We start from the raw sequence: 21,315 nt of genomic DNA, 5'->3' as shown, positions 1-21,315 counted from the left end.
GTGGACCGAGATCGGCGCGAATTGATACGCGAAACTGCGCATCTGATTCACCGCCGCAGACAGGATACTGCGGCCTGCATGGACACGACCGAGCGCTCCGCCACCCCCTCGCCCGCGCTGCCGCTGTGGCGGCGCTGGCGCCGCGCGCTGCTGTGGGGCGCGCTGGTGTCCCTGCTGCTGATCGCCCAGACCCTGCTGGTGGCGCTGACCCTGAGCTACGAGGCCTCGCGGGCCCAGGAGCAGACCGACCAGGCCGCCGCCGAGGTGGCGGCGCGCGCCAAGCAGATGGCCGGGCGCGAGCTGCAGGGCCTGCAGGCCCTGCTTTGGCAAAGCCTCAATGACAGCCGCTGGCGCGACGATGCCGGCGAGATGCTGCGCCGCACCCGGCCGCTGCTGCGGCTGGAGCACCGCGATGTGCGGCGCGAGGTGGTCGAGGCGGTCGACTCGCCCTATGCCGCGCCGCTGTTCACGCAGATCCGGCGCGAGCAGCTGCAGCTGGAGACCGAGCTGGCCTGCTCGGCCGCCGTGCGCCATGGCTCCCAGCTCTACTCGCGCAGCTACTTCGTGCCGCTGCCGGGCGGCGAGGGGCTGGAGGTGGTCGATCTGTGCCTGCCGCAGCTGCGTGCCGGCGAGGTGACGGCCTTTCTGGTTGCCACCGTGGGGCTTCGCCAGCTGCTGGAGGAGGCGGTCACGCCGGAGCTGGCGCGGGTGCATGAGATGTCTTTTGTCGAGGGCGACGGCACCCGGCTGGCGCGCACCGGGTTGACACGCGGCGCCGGTGTCTATCTCGCCGAGCGCGTCGTCGACCTGCCGGGCCTGACCCTGCAGCTGCGCGTCGACAGCGCCGCCGGCGAGCCGCAGCTGATCCCCAATCTGGCCACCGCGCTGGTGATGGGGCTGTCGCTGGCGCTGTTCGCCGTCGTGCTGCTGCTGGCCCGCGACGGGCGCCGGCGTGCGCTGGCCGAGGCGGCGCTGGCCGAGTCGCTGAGCTTTCGCCAGGCGATGGAGAACTCGCTGATCACCGGCCTGCGCGCCCGCGACATCAACGGCAATATCACCTACGTCAACCCGGCCTTCTGCGCCATCGTCGGCTTCGAGGCCGCCGAGCTGCTGGGCCAGGCCACGCCGCCCTACTGGCCGCCGGAATTCATCGAGGTCTACCGCGACCGCCACCGCGACCGCAGCGCCCGCTGGGAGGCCGGCCAGGAGCAGCGCCAGGGTTTCGAGACCGTCTTCATGCGCCGCAACGGCGAGCGCTTCCCGGTACTGATCTTCGAGGCGCCGCTGAAGAACGCGGTCGGCAAGCAGACCGGCTGGATGAGCGCGGTGCTCGATGTCTCGGCCCAGCGCCGCATCGAGGAGCTGTCGCGCCAGCAGCAGGAGCGGCTGCAGGCCACCGCCCGGCTGGCCACCGTCGGCGAGATGGCCTCGCTGCTGAGCCATGAGCTGAATCAGCCGCTGGCCGCGATCGCCAGCTACGCCACTGCCTCGCTGAACCTCTTGACCCGCGAGGCGGACGATCCGCAGACCCCGGCGATGGTGCGCCAGGCCGTGACCCGCATTGCCGAGCAGGCCGAGCGCGCCGGCCGCGTGATCAAGAGCGTGCACGACTTCGTGCGCCGGCGCGAGCAGGCCCGCGAGCCGATCGCGGTGGACCAGTTGATCGACGCGGTGCTGCCGCTGGTGCGTCTGCAGGCCCGCAAGAGCGGCACCCGCATCGACATCGACCTGCCCACGCCCGCGCCGCGCGTGCGCTGCGACCGCACCATGGTCGAGCAGGTGCTGCTGAACCTGACCCGCAATGGCATCCAGGCGATGGACGGCGCCACGCCGCTGGCCGAGCGGGTGCTGACCCTGAGGGTCACGCAGACCCAGCCGCGCTGGGTCACCTTCTCCATCATCGACCGCGGGCCCGGCATCGACCCCGGCGTGGCGCAGCAGCTGTTCACTCCCTTCTTCACGACCCGCAGCGAGGGCATGGGTCTGGGCCTGAGCCTGTGCCGCACCGTGGTCGAGCAACATGGCGGCGCGATGGATTACGAGAGCCACACGGTGGCCTCCGCGACGCGGCCCAGCGGCACCGAGTTCCGCTTCACCTTGCCGGCCGATACCATGGCGTCCGAGGAGAGGACAAAACCCGATGCAACAGACGCCCACCAAGCTGCCGATGGTTTACCTGGTCGATGACGAAGAGGTGGTGCGCGACGCACTGGCCTGGCTGCTGCGCTCGCGCCGCCTGCTCTCCGAGGGCTTCGGCAGCGCCGAGGCCTTCGAGGCCATGCTGGACGCCCGGCCCGGCCACGGCGCCGGCTGGCCCGACGCGCCGTCCTGCCTGCTGCTCGATGTGCGCATGCCCGGCACCAGCGGCCTGGCCCTGTTCGAGCGCCTGATCGAGCGCGGCATGGCCGCCGCGCTGCCGGTGATCTTCCTGACCGGCCATGGCGATGTGCCGACCGCGGTGGCCGCGGTCAAGCGCGGCGCCTTCGACTTCGTCGAGAAGCCTTTCTCCGACAACGCCCTGGTCGACCGTGTCGAGGAGGCGCTGGCCGCCAGCGCCGCCGCGATTGCGGCCCGCCAGAGCCAGGGCCAGCTGGCGCTGCGCATGGCCGAGCTGACCGAGCGCGAGCGCGAGGTGATGGCCCTGGTGGTGCAAGGCCTGCCCAACAAGCTGATCGCCGATCAGCTCTTCATCAGCGTGCGCACGGTCGAGGTGCACCGCGCCCGGGTGTTCGAGAAGATGAACGTCAAGTCGGCGGTCGAGCTGTCGAATCTGCTGCGCGACGGCTGAGCCGGTCCAGCCGGGCGCTGGTCTGGTCCAGCCCGGGCCGGCGCGCGCCGCCCAGCGCGTAGAGGCTGCCATCCAGGCTGACGACGCCCAGGCCATGGCGTGGCTCGGGCATGGTCGTCACGACGCGCCAGCTGCCTTGCCCGGGGTCCAGGCATTGCACCTCGGCCAGCACGCCGCCGCCGTGCTCGGCAAACTCGCCGCCCAGGGCGCAGAGCCAGCCGCCCAGCTGACCCAGCCCATGGGCGGCCTGAGCGAAGGCCAGCGGCGCCTGGGCCTGCCAGCGGCCCGTGGCCGGGTCCAGGCGCTGCACGCTGCGCAGATTGGCGCCGTTGTAGCGCCGCCCGCCGACCAGATAGGGACTGCCCTCAAAGACCGCAGCGGCGGCGCTGCTCTTGCGCTCCGGGCCGGCGGCCAGCCGGCGCCAGCTGCCGCCTGCCGGGTTGAAGACCCAGTGCGCGTCGACATCCTCGTGGTCGCCCCATTGCGCATTGGCCTGGCCGCGCGGGCTGCGGCCGCTGGTCAGGTGCAGCTCCCCGCCCAGCACAAAGGCGCCGGTCTCGGTCAGCGCCTCGGGCAGCTCGGCCAGTCGCTGCCACCGCGTGGCGCCGTCCTTCAGCGCCAGCAGCTCGCGGCTGGCGCACCAGTCGCCCCCGGCGCAGCGCACAAAGCCGCCGATCAGATAGAGCGTGTCGCCCATGCTCAGCAGCTGGGCATGGTGGCGGCCCTCGGGCAGCGGCGGCCCCAGCGACCAGCGGTCCTCGCGCGGCTCGTAGATCTGCAGCGCCTTGCTGAGATGCCCGGCCGCCGCCGGCAGCTCGCTGCTGAGCCCGCCGGCCACGACGATGCGGCCCCGGTGCAGTGCCGGGTAGATCTCCTGCACGCCGATGGGCATAGGCGCCAGGGTCTGCCACTGCAGCCCGTCATCGGCCTGCGCCGCACCCAGCCAGGCCGCGCACAGCCCCCATCCCACCCTCAACCAGCTCATCCCCGCCTCCCTGTTGCTCGCTGCTGTGTCCGCCCGATCGGCAGACCGACAGCGGCGGGAGCTTAGCGGCAGGCGTCTTCAGGGCGGATTAAGAGCTGGAGAAGAGGCGCTGCGCCCGTTCGCGCACCTTGGCCGGCACGCTGCCGGCCAGCGCAATGGCGGCCGGGCGCTGCCGGTCCAGCAGGCTCGCAAACACCGCGCCGACCTCGGCGGTCGTGACCGCCTGCAGCTGGTCCAGCCAGTGCTGCGTGTCACGCAGCCGGCCCAGCGTGAACAGCTCCTGCGCGGCCGCTTCAAGGCGCCGCGAAGGCTGCTCCAGCCCGCGCAGCGAGCGCACGCTGAGCTGCTTGCGCGCGCGCGCCAGCCCGACCGGGTCGAGGCCCTGGGTCTGCTGAAGCAGCAGGGCCTCGACCGCACCCAGGAACTCCTCGGCCTGGGCCGGTGCGGTCGAGCCCTCGATCACGAACTGACCGGCCAGCGGCCCGATATCGGCCGCGCAGGCCGTGTGATAGGCCAGGCCGCGGCGTTCGCGGATCTCGTCGAGCAGCGGCGAACTCATGCCCTCGCCCAGCAGCGCGGCGGCCAGCACATAGGCCAGATGGGCGTCCTCGGTCAGCGCCGGCGCGGCAAAGCCCAGCACCGCCTGGCATTGCCCGCTGCCGGCCAGGCGGCGCGTCTTCAGCCCGCCCAGCCAGACGGGGGCCTCCACACTATTGGGTGTGCCGGTGGGCATGGCGCCGAACGCCTGCTCGGTGGCGCGCGCCAAGGCCTCGAAGTCCACCGGCCCGGCGGCGGCCACCACCACATTGCTGGCCGTGTACTGGCGTTTCGCATAGTCCAGCAGATCGCTGCGGGCGAAGCGGCGGATATTCGCCCGCGTGCCGATGATGGGCCGACCGGCCGGGTGCGTGGGGCCGTAGCAGGCGCGATCAAACAGCTGGAAGGCCACGCTGGCCGGGTCCTCGTCGAACTCGCTGAACTCCTGCTCGATGACGCGGCGCTCGCGCTCCAGCTCGTCCGCGGGGAAGCTGCTGTTGAGCACGATGTCGGCCAGCAGCGCGACAAAGGCCGGCAAGTCTTCCGGCAGACCCTCGATATGGAAGGCCGTGTGGTCCTTGTCGGTGTGCGCGTTGACCTCGGCGCCCAGGCGCTCGGCGTCCAGATTGATGCGCTGGCAGTCGCGCGTGGCCGTGCCCTTGAAGGCCATGTGCTCGACCACATGGCTGATGCCATTGAGGCGCGCGCTCTCGTGCAGGCTGCCGGTGCGGATGAAGATGCTCAGCGAGACCGTCGCGCGCCAGGGCATGTCGATGGCGACGACGCGCAGGCCGTTGGCGAGGGTGGCGAGGCGGGGCGTGCTGCGGGTGTCCAAGAGGCGTGGGTCTGAGAGGCTGGCGTGGGTCGCTAGTGTCGCGCAAGCCTGTTGGCCTTGCACTGGGCCGGGCCGACACAGGGCGCTGCTTACAATTTCGCCCATGCCATCCCCCCTTCGCAGCCTGTGCTGCCTGCTGCTGCTTTTGCTGACTCTTGTGGCGGGCGTGCAGGCGGGGCCTGGCGGCGAGGCGCTGGAGGTGCAGTTCCGGGCCGTGGCCGTGCCGCAGAACACCGTGCCCGCGCTGGCGCAGGACCGCGATGGCTTCATCTGGGTGGCGACCAGCAAGGGCCTGACCCGCTATGACGGCTACCGGCTGCGGCCCATCGAGCGGGACGGCCCGACCAGCGCGCGGCGCAATCTCGGCTGGGTGCGTGCGCTGGGCGCCGGCCGCGACGGCCGCATGTGGATAGGCACCGAGTTCATGGGCCTGATGGTCTTCGATCCCGCGCAGGACCGGGTCGAATCCTTGGGCAGTGTGCGGGGTGTGGCCGGGCCGCATGCGCCGATCCGGGCGCTGGCCGAGGACGGCCAGGGCACCGTCTGGGTCGGCACGCTGGGCCAGGGCCTGCTGCGCTACACGCCGGCCACGCGGCGCTTTGAAGCCCAGGACCTGCGCTGGCAGGGCGAGCCCGAGGCGCGCGTGCTGGCCTTGCGCGTGGGCCGCGACGGCACGGTCTGGGCCGGCCACTGGCGCGGCCTGTCGCGGCTGCGCGACGGCGTCTGGGAAGCGCTGCCGGGCGCCAGCGCGCCGGTGCTGGCGCTGGCCGAGGACAGTGACGGCCGCTTGTGGCTGGGCACCCAGGACGGCCGCCTGGGCGTGGTCGAACAGGGGCGCGTGCGCTGGGTCCAGCAGCTGCAGGCGCCGGTGCAGGCCCTGGCCGAGGACAGCGCCGGCCGGCTCTGGGTGGGCAGCAAGGTGGGCCTGCTGTGGCTGAACCGGGGCAGCGGCGCGATCGAGGCCCGGCTGCGCCATGACCCGCGCCGCCTGAGCGGCCTGGCCGGCAATGACATCAGCGGCCTGTTGCGCGACGCCAGCGGCGCGATGTGGATCAGCGGCTATGGCCTGGGTCTGCAGCGCCATCAGCACCACCCGGCGCTGGCGGTGCGCGGCCCGGACCCTGCGGCGGACGGCGGGCCGCCGGCCGTGCTGGCCGAGGCCGATGTGCGCGCGCTGCTGAGCCTGAGGAACGGCGAGGTGCTGGCGCCCACGCAGAGCGGCCGCGTCGTGCGCCTCGATGGCCGGCCCGGCCGGGGCCTGGCAAGCCTGGGCGTCTGGCCGCGCGAGCGCGCCAGCGTGGTCGAGTCGCTGGCCGAGGCGCCAGACGGCAGCCTGTGGATGGCGGCGGCCGGCCGGCTGGAGCATCGCAGCGCCCAGGGCCGGCTCTTGCGCGACTGGCCGCTGGACGGCGGGCGGGCGCAGCGCCTGCTGCTGCGCGCCAATGGCGAGGTCTGGCTGGGCATGCAGGAGGGCCTGTACCGGCTCCGTGGCGCCTCGGCGCCGGCCTTGCAGCGGGTGGCGCTGGCCGGCGGCGCGCCGCTGCATGGCGGCATCCATGCGCTGATCGAAGAAAAGGCCGGGTCCGGTCGGCTCTGGGTCGGCGGCCAGCAAGGCCTGTTCCGGGAGCAGGGCGGCGGGCTGGCGGCCGTGCCGCAGGCGCCGGGCGAGACCCTGGCCAGCCCGGTCGTGATGGGCCTGCTGCTGGCGCGCGACGGCACGCTATGGGTGGACACGCCGGTCGCCGGCCTGCACCGGCTGCGCGGCTGGGACCAGCAGGGTCGGGCCCGCTTCGACCGCATCGGCGAGCGCCATGGCAGCGAGGGCGTGTTCGGCGGCAATCTGCACGAGGACGCGCGCGGCCGCATCTGGAGCCAGCTGCAGGTCTACGACCCCAAGGCCGACCGGATCGACAGCTTCGGCGCCGCCGAGGGTGCGGCCTTCGGCAGCTTCTGGTTCTTCGCCAGCGCCGAGCTGCCCGGCGGGGCCTTGCTGTTCGGCGGCAGCCGGGGTCTGCTGCGCGTTCTGCCCGAGGCTTTCGAGCCGGATCCGGGCGTGCTGCCGCTGGTGATCAGCGCGCTGCGTGTCAACGGCCAGCCCCATGCGCCCGAGCGCCTGGATGGGCAGGGCCTGCGCCTGCCGGCCGGCACGCGCAGTTTCAGCGTCGAGTTCGCCGGGCTGGACTATGCCGACCCCGGCCGGCTGCGCTACCAGTACCGTCTGCAGGGCCTGGACAGCGACTGGACCAGCGTCGACCCCGGCGCGCGCAGCCCCAGCTTCGGCCCGCTGTGGCCCGGCCGCTATCTGCTGCAGATGCGCGTGACGGCGCACCCGACGCTGTGGGGCCCGGCCCGGCTGGAGCTGCCCATCGAGCTGCTGCCCGCCTGGTGGCAGACACTGTGGGCGCAGCTGGCGGCGGTGGCCCTGCTGCTGCTGGCGATCTGGGCCTATGTGCGCTGGCGCACCCGCTTGCTGCGCCGGCGCGAGGCCGTGCTGCAGGCCCTGGTGGACGAACGCACCGCCGAGCTGCGCGAGGCCAGCCTGACCGACGCGCTGACCGGCCTGCGCAACCGCCGCTATCTGGAGCTGCGCCTGCAGGACGATTTGCGCCTGTGCCTGCGCCGCTTCGAGGCCAGCGAGCCGGGCCTGCCCGGCCCCGACAGCGATCTGGTGCTGATGCTGCTGGACCTGGACCATTTCAAACGCGTCAACGATGCCCATGGCCATGCCGCCGGCGACGCCGTGCTGGTGACGCTGGCCGAGCGCCTGCGCCAAGTGTTTCGCGACACCGACTCGCTGGTGCGCTGGGGCGGCGAGGAGCTGCTGGTGCTGGTGCGCGAGACCAGCCGCGCCGACGCCGCCGAGCTGGCCGCGCGCGTCTGCGCCGCGGTGCGCGATCAGCCCTTCGACATCGGCCTCGGCCAGACGGTCGCCGTCAGCGTCTCGATCGGCTTCGCCGCCTTCCCGCTCGACCCGCGCCGACCCCGTGCCTGGGACTGGCCCGCCACCCTGGCCCTGGCCGACTCGGCGCTGTACGCGGCCAAGGCCCGGGGGCGGGATGGCTACTTCGGGATCATCGAGGCGATGGACCTGGCGCCCGCCGAGGTGCCGCGCGATCTGAGCGGCTGGGCGGGGGATGGGCGGGTGGTGGTGCGGGCGAGTGGGGCATAGCGCGGGACCAGTGCGCTGCCCAATGGCACCGTGCCGCCGAGCTGCCGCTCCAATCAGCGCGTTCGGCGCGGCTCGCTCTTGCCTCGTAGTTGAGCGCCCGCGCTGGCGCTGCCGCGCGTTGCAGGCTTGTCGACCGCGGGTTTCGCAGGCTTGAGCAGACCGCTGGCCGGATTGACCGCCACCGTTTGGTACTCGGCTGCGTAGTGCTTGCGCATCCGCACGATCTCTTTCGCGTACTGGCGCGCCAGCTGCTGCTTCTTCGTCTCCGACAGCAGACGCCCGGCGAGCTGGAAGAACTTTGATTCTTCCTCCTTCAGATGGTGACGCACCTTGAAGCTCAGCTGCTTGGCGGTCGCGATCCAGACCTCCTGCTTCTTGTTCCGCACGGACAAGTCGTCCAGCAACTCGTCAACCTCGTGATGCTCATGCAGCGCGTGGCGCGACGCGTCGAGACCGCCGTCCTCCATCAGCAGGTGCACGTACAGATGTCGTTCCTCGGCCGCTGCATGCGCCATCAGCTCGACTTTGAGCTGCAGGAAGAGCAGCTCACGAGCGGCCATGTCCCCGCGTGACGCCGTCAGCTTGCGGCACAGATCGCGTTGCAGGTCGTGACTTTCACGGATGGCGTCGAAAATCATCATGCTGAGTTCTCCGGCTTGCATGGTTCAAAGAGATCGGATCTCACTGTCGCGGGGTATGGCAATGCGCCACACCAGAGAAGTGCCTGATTCGTTGTAGGACGAGGGAGCGAACGCGGCTGCTCCGCAGTTGCCAGCAAGGGGCGACCGCCTGAGGCCAATGAGTTCGATCTGGCGGGTGGCGGCCAGGTGGTGCAAATCCATGCACAACAGCAAGGGAGCTGGGGCGGTATCAGTTGCAGCGCAACGCCCCGAAGGCCGGTCATTGCAAGCAAAATGGCCCGCCATGAACAACCCGACCGATATCCTGATCCCAGGCCCGCCGCATTGGCTGGAGGGCTGCGAGAACGGGGTTATTGGGCAGCCTCGTTAGTGCTCAAAAAGCCCTCCGCTTGCAAGGTCGTCTCGCCTAGCAAAGCTATTCTGCTATAACACTTTGCGGCAAAAGTAAGGTCCGCTCGAGTATGCCAAAAATGACTAAGCCGGACGCAAAAACCATTTGTCACTGCATTGAGTCTCGGATTGAGGCAATGACGATTGGCTCAGCAACTGAGTTCGCCAGTGTTTCATTGATTCTTCAGTACGTTGTCGAACTTACCGACAATAACGCCAAGCAATGGCATGCAGAGGACATGGCGCGCGTGCCCAACATAACTGATGCACAGGTTGGTCAACAGAAGCGCATTATCGACAAGCTTAATCAAAGGCGTGTTGACTTGATCAATAGGTTGCACTCTGCATTCTCCGAACTTTTGCTTCCTCCAGGCGTAGCCGACGTACCCGTAGCATTTACATCCCCTGCGGATTTAATTGATAGGCTCTCGATCCTATATCTGCGATCGCATATGCTCAGACGCGCCCTGTCAAAAGGAAGTGACGCCGCCGGCCTGCTCAATTCAGTTAACGAATGCATGGCCAATATTGGCCACGAGCAGCAGCATCTAGAGTGGTTACTGGCTTCGCTTTATTCAGGAAGCTTAAAGCTGTTCCACCGTCACATTGCGAAGGTGTATCAAGGCGACTGATTTCGATATATTTTCGAAGAAGAAGGGAAAATCATGACAGTCAAATTCAACTCAAAAGGTATGTGTGAGAAGGCTGCCTGGGAACTGCATGAGGAGTTCAAGAGCGACATGCGCGGCTTTCGGGACGAAGAGTACAGACTAGCTGACATGTACATAAAGGTCGTGTCTTTTGTCAGTGCTGGGATCGTTGCTGCTCTTTCTTTTTTTCAGAACACGGCAGGACTATTGCTCACTAGCTATGTAATTGCAACTTCTCATGTAGTGCTTTGGTTAATAGTCTGCCTACGCATATGGCGTAGCCACACGGTCTATAGTGAACTGAAGCGCAATGTAGAAGATATTAGAATCAATTTCGCCAAAGGCTCGTACGCGGGTCAAGAACCAAGTGGCGCAAGTCCGTGGGGTGCTAATATGCAAATGCTTACGATTAGCTTGGTAATGATAGTGGCGGTTTCCTCTGTAATAATCGCCGCATACAATGCTCATGAGAAGGCTAACTTGCGGGTAAGCCCAAATAGTGAACAAACTTTGACCAAGTAAAGCAGTCTAGAAACTCTCTTGCGCCTTAGTTGAGTCCAAACTGCATCTGCAGGGACTTCCCAGGAAATCACCGGGTGCGGTACTGGCTGCTTTCGATGCGTCTTTGCTGTTTTCCCTTCAAGACCGGGGTTCGGGTTCGATGCAGCGCCACAGAGAACAGACTGCACATTTACAGGCGGTCTTATTGAAATCGGGTTTCGGTGCGGGCCCAGATACCAACCCCTCAGCAGGGCTCCGTTCACTCGCCGCCGTCGTTTCAGACAGTATGCTGATGGCCTATGAAGACACTGCTCGATAACGCAATCAGCTCGATCCAGATAGGTGTTGAGGACCACACATCTAGCGATCCGCGCAGGGTGCTTTCAGCCGTCCGTAACATCTCCGCCGGTGTCTTGTTGCTGTTCAAGGAAAGGCTGCGTCAGCTCTCGCCGTCAGGTTCGGATGAGGTGCTGATCAAGCAGTCGATTCGTCCTTCCCGGGACAAAAGTGACAACATCAGCTTCGTTGGCTCAGGTGCGAAGACGGTGGATGTTCAACAGATCAAGGAGCGTTTTAACTCGCTCGGCATCAGCACGGACTGGGGGCGGGTCAACGCAATCATCAAGGTGCGGAACGATGTTGAGCACTACGTGAGCGCCGAGCCCGAGAGTCGCTTGAAGGAACTGATCGCAGACACCTTCATTGTCGTTCGTGATTTCGTGACCCATGAGTTGAAGTTGGAGGCTCATGAACTCCTCGGTGACGAGACCTGGAGCGTCCTGCTTGATGTCAGTGACGTGTACGAGGCCCAGCGGCAGACATGCCTAGCCGAGTTGGATAGGTTGAAATGGTGGTCACCGGGGATGGCTCGCGCAGCCGCATTTTTGCGATGCACCCATTGCAGCTCTGATCTGGTTAAGCCGGATGAAGTCGGCGCGCACCTCTCCGGAATGGAGCGCATCACCTGCACGGCATGCAGCAGGTTCATGAGTTTGGAGGACATCATCCAACCGGCCTTGGATGAGTGCTTTTTTGCCGATCAGTACTATTCAATGACTAAGGGGGGTGATCCCCCGCTCGACTACTGTGACCAATGCGATGCCGTTTCGTACATCGTTGAGGACGGGCTTTGCGCCAAGTGTGGACAAAAGTATGAGTTCCAAAGGTGTGGCCGATGTAGTCAGCCGTTGTCGGGTGAAGATCAGCGGCTAGGAGGACTTTGCAGCTACTGCAGCCACCTCATGGAGAAGGACGACTGAAGTCCTGCGCCTCGCCCTGGGCGTCAAGTTTTGCAGCCGCAGGACTTACTGGACGTCGGCTCGGATCGCTGGGCTAAGTGAATAGTTACGTTGCGCAAGTCACGAAACGGCTGCAGCACGTCGTGCAAAGGCTGACGAGCGTTCCGTCCTGAAAAAGTATCCCCGGATTCCCAGCCTTTTCAGCTCCGGTCCTCGGCGCTAGCGCCGATGCCAACACCGTCAAACGCCTCGTCAACAAAGCGTTCCAGCTCCGCCTCCTCCAGCAGCTCGATCGAGAAGTGCCCGAACTGCTTGGGCAGCCAGAGAATTCTGGCGCCGCTGGGGGTTTGCAGGCGGTCGCGGGCGAGGGGCTTGCCGTTTTCGTCTTCCGGTTGCACGCCGCGAGCCAGCAGTTCGTCGTAGGCCGCCTCGATATCGGGCGTGCTGTAGCAATGGCGGTAGATGGTGCCCGGGCCCTGGGTGTCTAGCAACTCCTTCAGATTGCCCGTGATCGGCTGCACCAGCATGAAGCGCTCTTGCGCCATGCGCACGATGGCATAGCGGACATGCAGCCCGTCGCGCTGCCAGACCAGGGTCTTGGACAGCTGCGCGCTCAAGACTCTTTGGTAATAGGCACAGGCCTCTTCCAGGTCCTTGACCAGGACATCGATATGGCTGAACTTCAAGTGCATGGTGAACGCTGCGCGTGTGGCCGGTAGTCAATCATTCTCTCCGCGCGCGGGCCGCGTCCTTCGCTGGCGGCCGGGCTGACACAATCCCCCCATGGGTGAATTCGATCTGATCAAGCGCTTCTTCACGCGCGAGACCGAGGCGCAGCCGGGCGTGCCGGTGGGCATCGGCGACGACTGCGCGGTCATCGCGGCGACGCCGGGCATGCAGTGGCTGGTGTCGACCGATATGCTGGTCGAGGGCCGGCATTTCCTCTCGACCGTGGCGCCCGAGCGCCTGGGGCACAAGGCGCTGGCGGTGAATCTGTCGGACCTGGCGGCTTGCGGTGCCAGGCCGCGGGCCTTCACCTTGGCGCTGTCGATGCCGCGGGTGGACGAGCAGTTCCTGGCGGGCTTTGCGCGTGGCTTGTTCGCGCTGGCCGATGCGCACGGCATCGCGCTGGTGGGCGGCGACACGACGGCCGGGCCGCTGAACATCTGCATCACGGTGATGGGCGAGGCGCCGGCCGGCACGGCGCTGCTGCGCAGCGGCGGCCAGGCCGGCGATGACCTCTATGTCTCGGGCACGCTGGGCGATGCGCGGCTGGCGCTGGAGGTGTTTCGCGGCACGGCGGTGCTGGCCTCGGGCGAGGACTTCGAGCTCGCGCGCCGCGCGATGGAATGCCCGACGCCGCGCGTCGCGCTGGGCCAGGCGCTGCGCGGCATCGCCCACAGCGCCATCGATGTCTCGGACGGCCTGCTCGGCGATCTGGGCCATGTGCTGAAGCGCTCGAATCTCGGCGCCACCCTGCTGGCCGACACGCTGCCGCGCAGCGCGTTGTTGGCCCGCCAGCCGCTGGCCCTGCAGCGCCTGTGCACGCTGGCCGGCGGCGACGACTATGAGCTGGTGTTCAGCGCGCCGGCCACGGCCCGCGCGGCCGTGCAGGCCGCCGCTGCCGCCTCCGGCACACCGGTGACCCTGATCGGCCGGCTGGAGGCAGAACCGGGTCTGCGCGTGCTCGACGGCCAGGGTCAGGTCTTGCCGCAGACGCCGGCGGCCTTTGATCATTTCAAGTCATGACGCCGGACGACGAGGCATCGAGCACCGCGCCGCGCCGCGCCACCGCCCGCTTCATGTGGGGCCATCCGGCGCGTTGGATCGCGCTGGGCTTTGGCAGTGGGCTGTCGCCGAAGGCGCCGGGCACGGTGGGCACCTTGTGGGCCTGGGTTGCCTTCCTGGCGCTGGACCCCTGGCTGGGCGATCTGCAATGGGGGCTGACGATTGGCATCGGCACCTTGATCGGCTGGTGGGCCTGCACGCTGACCGCGCGGCATCTGAACACGCCCGACCCCGGCGCCATCGTCTGGGACGAGGTGCTGGCCTTCTGGCTGGTGCTGTGGCTGGCGATGCCGATGGGGCTATGGGGCCAGGCCCTGGCCTTCGGCCTGTTCCGCTTCTTCGACGCGGCCAAGCCCGGCCCGGTGGGCTGGGCCGACCGGCTGTTCAAGGGCGAGCGCGGCAAGCCGGTCGGTTATGCCCAGGGCTTTGGCATCCTGTTCGACGATTTCGTCGCGGCCGGCTGTACGCTGCTGGTGATCGCGCTGTGGCGCGCCCTTGTGGGGTGAAGACCATGTTGTTGTTTCCCGAAGAACATGAATTGATAGACCGCATCGCGCTGGCGCTGATCCAGCGCCGTGAGCGCATGGGCACGGCCGAGAGCTGTACCGGCGGCCTGATCGCCGCCGCCTGCACCAGCTTGTCGGGCTCCAGCCAGTGGTTCGAGCGCGGCGTGGTCAGCTATAGCAACGAGGCCAAGACCGAGCTGCTGGGCGTGCCGGCGGCGCTGATCGCGCGGCATGGCGCGGTCAGCGCCGAGGTGGCGCAGCAGATGGCCCAGGGCCTGCTGGCCCATGCGCCGCTGGACTGGGCGCTGGCGGTCACCGGCGTGGCCGGCCCCACCGGCGGCAGCGCCGACAAGCCGGTCGGCACGGTCTGGCTGGCCCTGGCCCGCGCCGGTGCGCCGCCTCGGGTCTGGCGCGAACTCTTTCCCGGCGACCGCCATGCGGTGCGCGCGGCCACGCTGCGCTCGGGCCTGCTGGCCTTGTGCGAGGCGCTCGAAGACAAGGATTCCTGATGAGCGTGTTGTTGATCGGCAGCTGGGACGAGGCGGAGCGCGCGCAGTGGCTGGCCTTGCTGCAAGAGGCCTTGCCGGACGAGGCCTGGCGCCTGGTGCCTCACGAGGATGTCGAGATCGCCATCGTCGCGAACCCGCCGCCCGGCAGCCTGCAGGGCCTGCCGCGGCTGGGACTGATCCAGTCGCTGTGGGCGGGCGTCGACCGGCTGATGCAAGACCCGACCCTGCCCGAGGGCGTGCCGCTGGCCCGCATGGTGGACCCGGCGATGAACGAGGCGATGGCGCAGACGGCGCTCTGGGCCGTGCTGGGCCTGCACCGGTGTTTCTTCGAGGTCCAGGCGCAGCAGCGCGAGGGCCTGTGGCGCCAGCCCGAGCAGCGCCGCGCGGCCGAGTGGCGGGTGCTGGTGCTGGGCCTGGGCGAGCTGGGCGGGCGCGTCGCGCGCACCCTGCAGGCCCAGGGCTATGCGGTGGCCGGCTACAGCACGCGGCCGGTCGAGCTGCCGGGCATTGAGTGTGTCCACGGCGAAGCAGCGCTGGCGGCCGAGCTGGGCCGCGCCGACACGGTGATCAATCTGCTGCCGCTGACGCCGGCCACGCGTGGCTTCTTCGACGCGGCGCGGCTGGCCCGGTTCAAGCCCGGGGCCAGCCTGGTCAATCTGGCGCGCGGCGCCCATGTGGTCGAGGCCGATCTGCTGGCCGCGCTGGACGGCGGGCGGCTGTGCCATGCGGTGCTCGATGTGTTCCAGGTCGAGCCGCTGCCGGCCGACCATGCCTTCTGGTGCCATCCGCGCGTCACGGTGCTGCCGCACACGGCGGCGCAGACCGATGCGCGCAGCGCGGTGGCCGTGGTGGCGGCGAATCTGCGGGCCTGGCGGGCCGGCGCGCCGCTGGCGCACCGGGTCGAGCGCCGGCGCGGCTACTGATTCGGGGGGCAGCGCGCGCGGCGCGCCTGGGTTAGCCTAGGCGCATGGGTGAGCACCGGCTGGACACGATCGCGATGTTTGCGCTCGATGAGCAGGTGCAGCGCTGTGAAGCGCTGTTGCAGGCCACGCCCGACGATGCCGAGCTGCGGCTGTGGCTGGCCTGGTCGCTGCGCCAGCGCGACAGCACGCGAGCGCTGACCCTGGCCCGCACTCTGCGCGAGGCCTGGCCCGAGGAAGCACCGGCGCAGGCGCGCCGCCTGCTGGTGGAGGCCGAATGCCTGCTGCTGGAGGGCAGGCTCGACGAGTCAGAAACCCTGCTGAGAGAGGCCCTGCGCCGCTTCGAGGCCCGTGCCGACGCGTGGGGCTGTGCCGATGCTCACTGGCTGGCCTATTACCTGGCGGCCGACCGGGGCGACGGTCCGGCGCTGCAGGCCAGCCTGCTGCAGGCCATCGAGCAGGCCCGCGCCAGCGGCGACGCGCTGCGCCTGCTGATGATGGAGGCCAGCCTGGCGCGCGCCGAGGTGATGCGCGATGCGGCGGCGGCCGAGCGCGACTGGGGCCGGCGCCTGCCGGCGGCATCGCCCGAGCCGGTCTGCGGCGCGGCACTGGCCGATTTCCGCGGCCTGCTGGCGGCCATGCAGGCCGATTACCTGCCCGCCATCGAGGCCTTCTCGACCGCCTTCGGCCTGGCGATGCGCTGCGGCCAGCTGCGCCGGGCCATCGCGCTGGCCACCAATCTGGGCTTCACCTACACCCGGATGAGCGATTTCGAGAGCGCGATGGACTGGCTCAAGCGCGCGCTGGACCTGGCACGCGGCGCCCGCTGGCCCGGCATGATCGGGCTGTGCCTGGCCCATACCGGCGAGGCCTTGCGGCGCCTGGGCCAGCTCGACAACGCTCGCGAGCTGCTGCGCGAATGCCTGCAGCTCAGCGCCGGTCAGCCGCAGGCGCGCACCGCCGCGCTGGCCTGCCGCTTCCTGGCCCAGACCGAGATGGACAGCGGCGACTTCGCCGCCGGCCTGGAGGCCTTCGAGCAGCTGGCCCGGGGCGCGGCGACGGCCGGCTCGCTGGACCTGCAGCTCGACGCGCAGCAGGGCCGCGCGCGGGCGCTGCTGGGGCTGGGCCGGGCCGAGGCCGCGCGCGCGGCTGCCGAGCAGGCGCTGGCCATGGCCGAGGCCCAGCAGGAACGCAGCACGGCGCTGGAGCTGCGCGCGCTGCTGGGCGATATCGCGCGGACCCAGGGCCGTGTCGACGCGGCGCTGGCACTGTATGAGCAGGCCCTGGCGGCCGCCGAGGCGCTGGCGGGCTATGCGACGCCGCCCGAGCTGCTGGACGGTGCCTCCCAGGCTTTCGCGGCGGCCGGCCGCTTCGAGGCGGCCTTTGGCTGCGCGCACCGCGCCAGCCAGGCCCGGCTGCGCCGCTATGGCGAGGAGGCCGGCCAGCGCTCGCGCGCGATGCATGCGCACCACCAGATCGAGCGGGCCCGCGCCGAGAGCGAGCATCTGCGCCGTCTGGCCGCCTCGGAGGCGGCGCGCTTTGCCGACCTGCAGAGCGCGCATCAGGTGCTGCAGCATCTGGGCGAGATCGGCCAGGAGATCACCGCCGAACTGCAGACCGAGCGCGTCATCGAGGTGCTGGAGCGGCGCGTCCATGCCTTGCTCGATGCACCCAGCCTGGCCGTCTATCTGCTCGACGAGGCCGGCGAGCAGCTGCAATGCGCGTACGGCCGCGAGGACGGCGAGCGCTTTGCCGACGCGCCGATCCCGCTGGCCGACCCGCAGTCCTTCTGCGCGCTCTGCGTACGCGAGGGCCGCGAGCTGCTGCTTGACGGGGCCGAGGCGGCGCCGGCCCAGATCGAGGGCACCAGCCAGATGCAGAGCCTGCTGTTCGTGCCGCTGCGCGTGGCCGAGCGCATCACCGGCGTGATCACCGTGCAGTCGCCGCGCCGCCAGGCCTATGGCGAGCGCGAGCAGCTGGTGCTGCGCAGCCTCAGCGCCTATGCGGCGATTGCGCTGGACAATGCGCGCGCCTATCTGCGCCTGTCCGAGCTGCAGCGCCAGGTGATGGCGCAGGAAAAGCTGGCCGCGCTGGGCGCGCTGGTGGCCGGCGTCGCCCATGAGCTGAACACGCCGATAGGCAACAGCCTGCTGACCGCCTCGACCTTGCTGGAGCACACCCAGACCCTGGCGCAGCGCCTGCAGCAGGGCCAGCTGCGGCGCAGCGAGCTCGAGAGCTACACCCGCAGCTCGCAGGAGGGCCTGCAGGTGATCGAGCGCAGCATGCAGGGGGCGGCCCAGCTGGTCGACAACTTCAAGCAGGTGGCCCAGGACCGCGACACCCAGCAGCGCCGCCGCTTCGCGCTGGCCTTGCTGTGCGAGCAGGCCCTGCATGCGCTGGCGCCGCAGATCGAACGGGCCGGCCATCGGCTGCTGCTGCAGATCGACGCCGGCCTGCAGCTCGACAGCTATCCCGGGCCGCTGGGCCAGGCGCTGGAGGTGCTGGTCGGCAATGCCTTGCTGCATGGCCTGCAGCCCGAGCAGCCGGGCGAGATCTGGCTGCGGGCCGAGGCGCTGAGCGGCGGCCGCTGCCGCATCGAGGTGGCCGACAACGGCCGTGGCATGAGCGAGGCGGTGCTGCTGCGCGTCTTCGAGCCCTTTTTCTCGACCCGCTTCGGTCAGGGTGGCAGCGGCCTGGGCCTGAGCATCTGCCACCACATCGTCCATGGCCTGCTGGGCGGGCGGCTCAGCGTGGTCAGCGCGCCGGGGCAGGGCAGCCGCTTCATCATCGAGCTGCCGCTGGTGGCGCCCTAGTTCAGGCCGGCCATCACCGTGTCCAGCGACTCATGGCTGAGGTCGGGCGGCTGCCAGCTCGGCAGCCAGTCCATGAATTGCGAGGCCGGCACCGGGCGGCCGATGAAGTAGCCCTGGCCCTCGTCGCAGCCCAGCTCGGCCAAGAGCTTCCAGGCCTTGCCGGTCTCGACGCCCTCGGCCACCACGCTCAGGCCCAGGTTGTGGGCCAGCTCGATGGTGGAGCGCACGATCTTGGCGTCATCGAGGTCGCGCTCCATCGCCATCACAAAGCTGCTGTCAATCTTCAGCTCGTTGACCGGCAGGCGCTTCAGATAGGCCAGCGAGGAGTAGCCGGTGCCGAAGTCGTCGATCGAGAGCTTGAAGCCCAGCTCGGCCAGGCGCTCCAGCGTCGTCAGCGCGCGCTGCGGGTCGTCCATGATGGCGCTCTCGGTGATCTCCAGGCACAGATCGGCCGGCGCCGCACCATGGCGCGCCAGCAGGGCCATGATCTTGGCCGGCAGCTCCTGGTCCATCAGGTCGCGGGTCGACAGGTTGACACTGATGCGCACCGCCATGCCGCGCCGGCGCGCCTCCTGGGTCAGGCGGGCCGACTCCTCGATGACCCAGGCGGTCAGCGCACGGATGAAGCCGGTCTGCTCGGCAAAGGGGATGAACTGCATCGGCGGCACCAGGCCGCGCACCGGATGCTGCCAGCGCACCAGGGCCTCGGCGCTGACGATGGTGCCGTCGCGCAGATCGACCTTGGGCTGCAGATACAGGCGCAGTTCCTGGCCCTCGATGGCGCGGCGCAGCTCGCCCAGCAGCGACAGCGATTCCTGGCTGCCGGCGTCCAGCGCCGCCTCGTAGACCATGCTGCCATGCTGGCGCCGCTTGGCCGCATACATGGCCAACTCGGCGCGGGCCAGCAGCTGGCTGACCTCGCGGCCGTGCTCGGGCGCCAGCGCAATGCCGATGCCGGCACCGAGGTCGACGGTCTGGTCGTCGATATGCAGCGGCGCCTCGAAATCGGCCTGGATGCGGGCCGCGGCGGCCAGCGCGGTGGCCTGGTCGGCACCGTCCAGCAGCAGTACGAACTCGTCACCACCCAGGCGCGCCAGCAGCGCGCCGCTGTCCCGATGCAGGGCCTGCAGCCGCTGCGCGACGCTGCACAGCAGGCGGTCGCCGAAGGCATGGCCCAGCACATCGTTGACATGCTTGAAGCGGTCCAGATCCAGCATCAGCACGGCGCGGGGGCTGTTGTCGCGGGCCAGGCGTGCGGCCAGCTGCTGGCTGAACTGCTCGCGGTTGGGCAGGCCGGTCAGCGGGTCCCAGAAGGCCAGCCGGTGCACCTGTTCGTCGCGGCTGCGCACGCCCTGGCGCATCGCCTCGAAGGCATCGGCCAGGTCGCCGACCTCGTCGCTGCTGTGGCGCCGCACCGGCGTCTCGTAGTCGCCCCGGCCCAGGCGCTCGGCCGAGTCGGACAGGGTCTTGATCGGCCCGCTGATGCGTCGCGCCGTCAGCACCGCGCCGAGCGCGAACACGCCGACCCCGATCAAGGTCAGCGCCAGCAGGGTCAGCTGCAACTGCCGGTAGGGAGCGATGGCTTCATCGAAGGAGCGCAGCAGCACGACGGCCAGGGCCTGCTGCGGCTCCAGCAGCGGCGCGAAACGGCCACGCCACTGCTCCCCGTCGACCTCGGCCGCGAACAGCTCGCCGGCCGCCGGGATCTGCCCGGCCAGGCTGCGGGCCGCCTCGCTGTCGAAATTGCTGACCAGCGGTCGCCAGGCGGTGCCGGTCTTGATGACGACCACCGCCCGCAGATCGGACAGGCTTTTGAGGTCCTGCAGCGCGGCGGCGTCGAGCGCGAAGCCCATCAGCACCCAGCCCACCGGGGCCGGCGTGCGCACCTGGGCCACCACCACCTGATAGGCCTGGCCGTCCAGCAGGGCCAGCTGCATAGCATCGCCCGCCGCGGGCTTGTTGACCCTGGCCTGCAGCAGGCCGAGAAAGCGGCCGGCGTCCTCGCGGGTGGCGGCCACCAGCTTCAGCTCGTTGTCGGCATAGACGACCACGCTGGCGCCGATGCGCTCGCCCTGGTTGCTGAGCGCGTCGCGGATGGTCTCGACCGTGCCGGCCTCGGCCAGCGGCAGGCCGATGGCTTCCTTGAAACCATAGTCCTTGGCCAGCAGCTCGGCCGCATCGCCGCGCCGCACCGCCTCCTGGGCCAGCAGCCGGCGCAGCACCCGCTCGCCGGTCTTCAGCTCGGCGGCGATGGCGCCATTGGCATTGCGCTCGATGCTGCTGCGTATCACCGCAAAGCTGGCCAGCTGCACCACCAGCAGCAGGGCCAGGAAGAGCGCGACGATGCGGCCCTCGAGCCGGCGCAGGTTCAGGAAAGCCGGCAGCGTGCTCATTCGAGGCTCAGGCTGACCTGGCTCTGGCCGCCTGGCGCCGCCACGCTGATGCGCTGGCCCAGCAGCACCGGCCTGCCGACGCGCGGATGCCAGACCTTCAGATTGTGTTCACCGGCCGGCAGGTCCAGCTTCAGCAGGCCCTGGGCATCGGTCTTGGCGAACAGCGGCGTGTCGACCACGACGATATGGGCGCTCATCTTGTCGTGGATATTGCAGCCCAGGGTTGCGATGCCGGGCTTGTCGAACAGCACCGGCTCGGCCGGCGTGCCCGAGTAGAGCTTGATGTCAAAGGTCTTGACCGGCGAGAAGGAGTAGACATGGTGGCGCACCGTGTCGAAATTCGGAAAGTTCACCGCCGTGCCGGTCTGCACCACCAGCACATGGGGCTGGAACTGGCGCTCGCGCTGGGCCATCTCGGCCTTGGCACCGGGTGCGGCGCGGCTGGTCTGGGCGCGCAGCTCCACCGCCACCACCGCATCGGCCAGCGGCTCGCCGGCCGTGCTCCGGACCAGCACGGTCCAGGGCAGGGCCAGCGCGGGGCCGGCGATCAAGGCGCTGAGCAGCAGGGCGGACGGGAGGACGCGTGGAGACTTCATGGCGAGGGGAAAACACCTTGACACACTCTATCCGCTTCGCCCGGTCGGCGTCAGCG

The 21,315-nt window shown here is 69.2% G+C and carries 17 protein-coding genes; 11 read left to right on the top strand and 6 right to left on the bottom strand.

The genetic code is table 11. The features are described from left to right. Window positions 1-78 precede the first annotated feature (78 nt). Window positions 79-2,187: a sensor histidine kinase gene (locus O5M90_RS13895; RefSeq protein WP_269839213.1), complete on the top strand. Its 2,109-nt coding sequence runs from the start codon at window positions 79-81 to the stop codon at window positions 2,185-2,187. Continuing rightward, entirely contained in the window at window positions 2,141-2,788 is a 648-nt protein-coding gene (locus tag O5M90_RS13890) for a response regulator transcription factor (RefSeq protein ID WP_262968989.1), read from the top strand. Before O5M90_RS13895 ends, O5M90_RS13890 begins: the two co-directional genes overlap by 47 nt. Here the strand turns inward: O5M90_RS13890 and O5M90_RS13885 are convergent. Continuing rightward, a complete protein-coding gene (locus O5M90_RS13885) occupies window positions 2,745-3,773 on the bottom strand; it encodes a Kelch repeat-containing protein (protein WP_269839212.1) in 1,029 nt (342 codons plus the stop codon). The two genes, O5M90_RS13890 and O5M90_RS13885, sit on opposite strands and share 44 nt — an antisense overlap. Before the next feature lie 88 nt (window positions 3,774-3,861). Beyond that, complete coding sequence (locus O5M90_RS13880) at window positions 3,862-5,145, bottom strand: M16 family metallopeptidase (RefSeq protein WP_269839211.1); 1,284 nt, start codon at window positions 5,143-5,145, stop codon at window positions 3,862-3,864. A gap of 103 nt (window positions 5,146-5,248) precedes the next feature. On the opposite strand from O5M90_RS13880, the gene O5M90_RS13875 reads away from it, so the two are divergent. After that, complete coding sequence (locus tag O5M90_RS13875) at window positions 5,249-8,314, top strand: ligand-binding sensor domain-containing diguanylate cyclase (RefSeq protein WP_440402107.1); 3,066 nt, start codon at window positions 5,249-5,251, stop codon at window positions 8,312-8,314. 53 nt (window positions 8,315-8,367) lie between these two features. On the opposite strand, the gene O5M90_RS13870 is transcribed toward O5M90_RS13875, so the two are convergent. Then, complete coding sequence (locus O5M90_RS13870) at window positions 8,368-8,955, bottom strand: hemerythrin domain-containing protein (protein ID WP_440402105.1); 588 nt, start codon at window positions 8,953-8,955, stop codon at window positions 8,368-8,370. Window positions 8,956-9,425: 470 nt separating this feature from the next. On the opposite strand from O5M90_RS13870, the gene O5M90_RS13865 reads away from it, so the two are divergent. The 3 genes from O5M90_RS13865 (at window position 9,426) to O5M90_RS13855 (ending at window position 11,755) form a co-directional block, all read left to right on the top strand. Further along, window positions 9,426-9,977 carry a DUF4254 domain-containing protein gene (locus O5M90_RS13865; RefSeq protein WP_269839209.1) on the top strand — a complete coding sequence of 184 codons (552 nt, stop codon included), beginning with the start codon at window positions 9,426-9,428 and terminating at the stop codon, window positions 9,975-9,977. 33 nt (window positions 9,978-10,010) lie between these two features. After that, window positions 10,011-10,517, top strand: a complete 507-nt coding sequence (locus O5M90_RS13860; protein ID WP_269839208.1) for a hypothetical protein — start codon at window positions 10,011-10,013, stop codon at window positions 10,515-10,517. Window positions 10,518-10,795: 278 nt separating this feature from the next. After that, on the top strand, window positions 10,796-11,755 hold the full coding sequence (locus O5M90_RS13855; RefSeq protein ID WP_269839207.1) for a hypothetical protein: 960 nt from the start codon (window positions 10,796-10,798) through the stop codon (window positions 11,753-11,755). A gap of 179 nt (window positions 11,756-11,934) precedes the next feature. Here the strand turns inward: O5M90_RS13855 and O5M90_RS13850 are convergent, their stop codons facing one another. Continuing rightward, on the bottom strand, window positions 11,935-12,426 hold the full coding sequence (locus tag O5M90_RS13850) for a VOC family protein (RefSeq protein WP_269839206.1): 492 nt from the start codon (window positions 12,424-12,426) through the stop codon (window positions 11,935-11,937). Between the two features lie 91 nt (window positions 12,427-12,517). Between O5M90_RS13850 and thiL the strand changes: the two genes are divergently transcribed. From thiL to O5M90_RS13825, 5 genes are read left to right on the top strand one after another with little or no spacing between them, the layout of a single operon-like run. After that, window positions 12,518-13,483, top strand: a complete 966-nt coding sequence (thiL, locus tag O5M90_RS13845; protein WP_269839205.1) for a thiamine-phosphate kinase — start codon at window positions 12,518-12,520, stop codon at window positions 13,481-13,483. Continuing rightward, window positions 13,480-14,028, top strand: a complete 549-nt coding sequence (locus O5M90_RS13840; protein WP_269839204.1) for a phosphatidylglycerophosphatase A family protein — start codon at window positions 13,480-13,482, stop codon at window positions 14,026-14,028. Before thiL ends, O5M90_RS13840 begins: the two co-directional genes overlap by 4 nt. Before the next feature lie 5 nt (window positions 14,029-14,033). Then, entirely contained in the window at window positions 14,034-14,537 is a 504-nt protein-coding gene (locus O5M90_RS13835) for a CinA family protein (protein ID WP_269839203.1), read from the top strand. Beyond that, on the top strand, window positions 14,537-15,460 hold the full coding sequence (locus O5M90_RS13830) for a 2-hydroxyacid dehydrogenase (RefSeq protein ID WP_269839202.1): 924 nt from the start codon (window positions 14,537-14,539) through the stop codon (window positions 15,458-15,460). Before O5M90_RS13835 ends, O5M90_RS13830 begins: the two co-directional genes overlap by 1 nt. A 44-nt stretch (window positions 15,461-15,504) precedes the next feature. Further along, entirely contained in the window at window positions 15,505-18,270 is a 2,766-nt protein-coding gene (locus O5M90_RS13825) for a GAF domain-containing sensor histidine kinase (protein WP_269839201.1), read from the top strand. Here the strand turns inward: O5M90_RS13825 and O5M90_RS13820 are convergent. Further along, window positions 18,267-20,663 (bottom strand): putative bifunctional diguanylate cyclase/phosphodiesterase, encoded by a 2,397-nt coding sequence (locus O5M90_RS13820; RefSeq protein WP_269839200.1) that lies wholly within the window; start codon window positions 20,661-20,663, stop codon window positions 18,267-18,269. The two genes, O5M90_RS13825 and O5M90_RS13820, sit on opposite strands and share 4 nt — an antisense overlap. Continuing rightward, entirely contained in the window at window positions 20,660-21,259 is a 600-nt protein-coding gene (locus O5M90_RS13815) for a methylamine utilization protein (protein ID WP_269839199.1), read from the bottom strand. Before O5M90_RS13815 ends, O5M90_RS13820 begins: the two co-directional genes overlap by 4 nt. Window positions 21,260-21,315: the final 56 nt, after the last annotated feature.

The sequence above is a fragment of the Paucibacter sp. M5-1 genome (genome assembly GCF_027498415.2).
GTDB lineage: Bacteria > Pseudomonadota > Gammaproteobacteria > Burkholderiales > Burkholderiaceae_C > Roseateles_E.
Note: the sequence above shows the minus strand (reverse complement) of the source record. Positions and strands in the feature narration are given on the sequence as shown.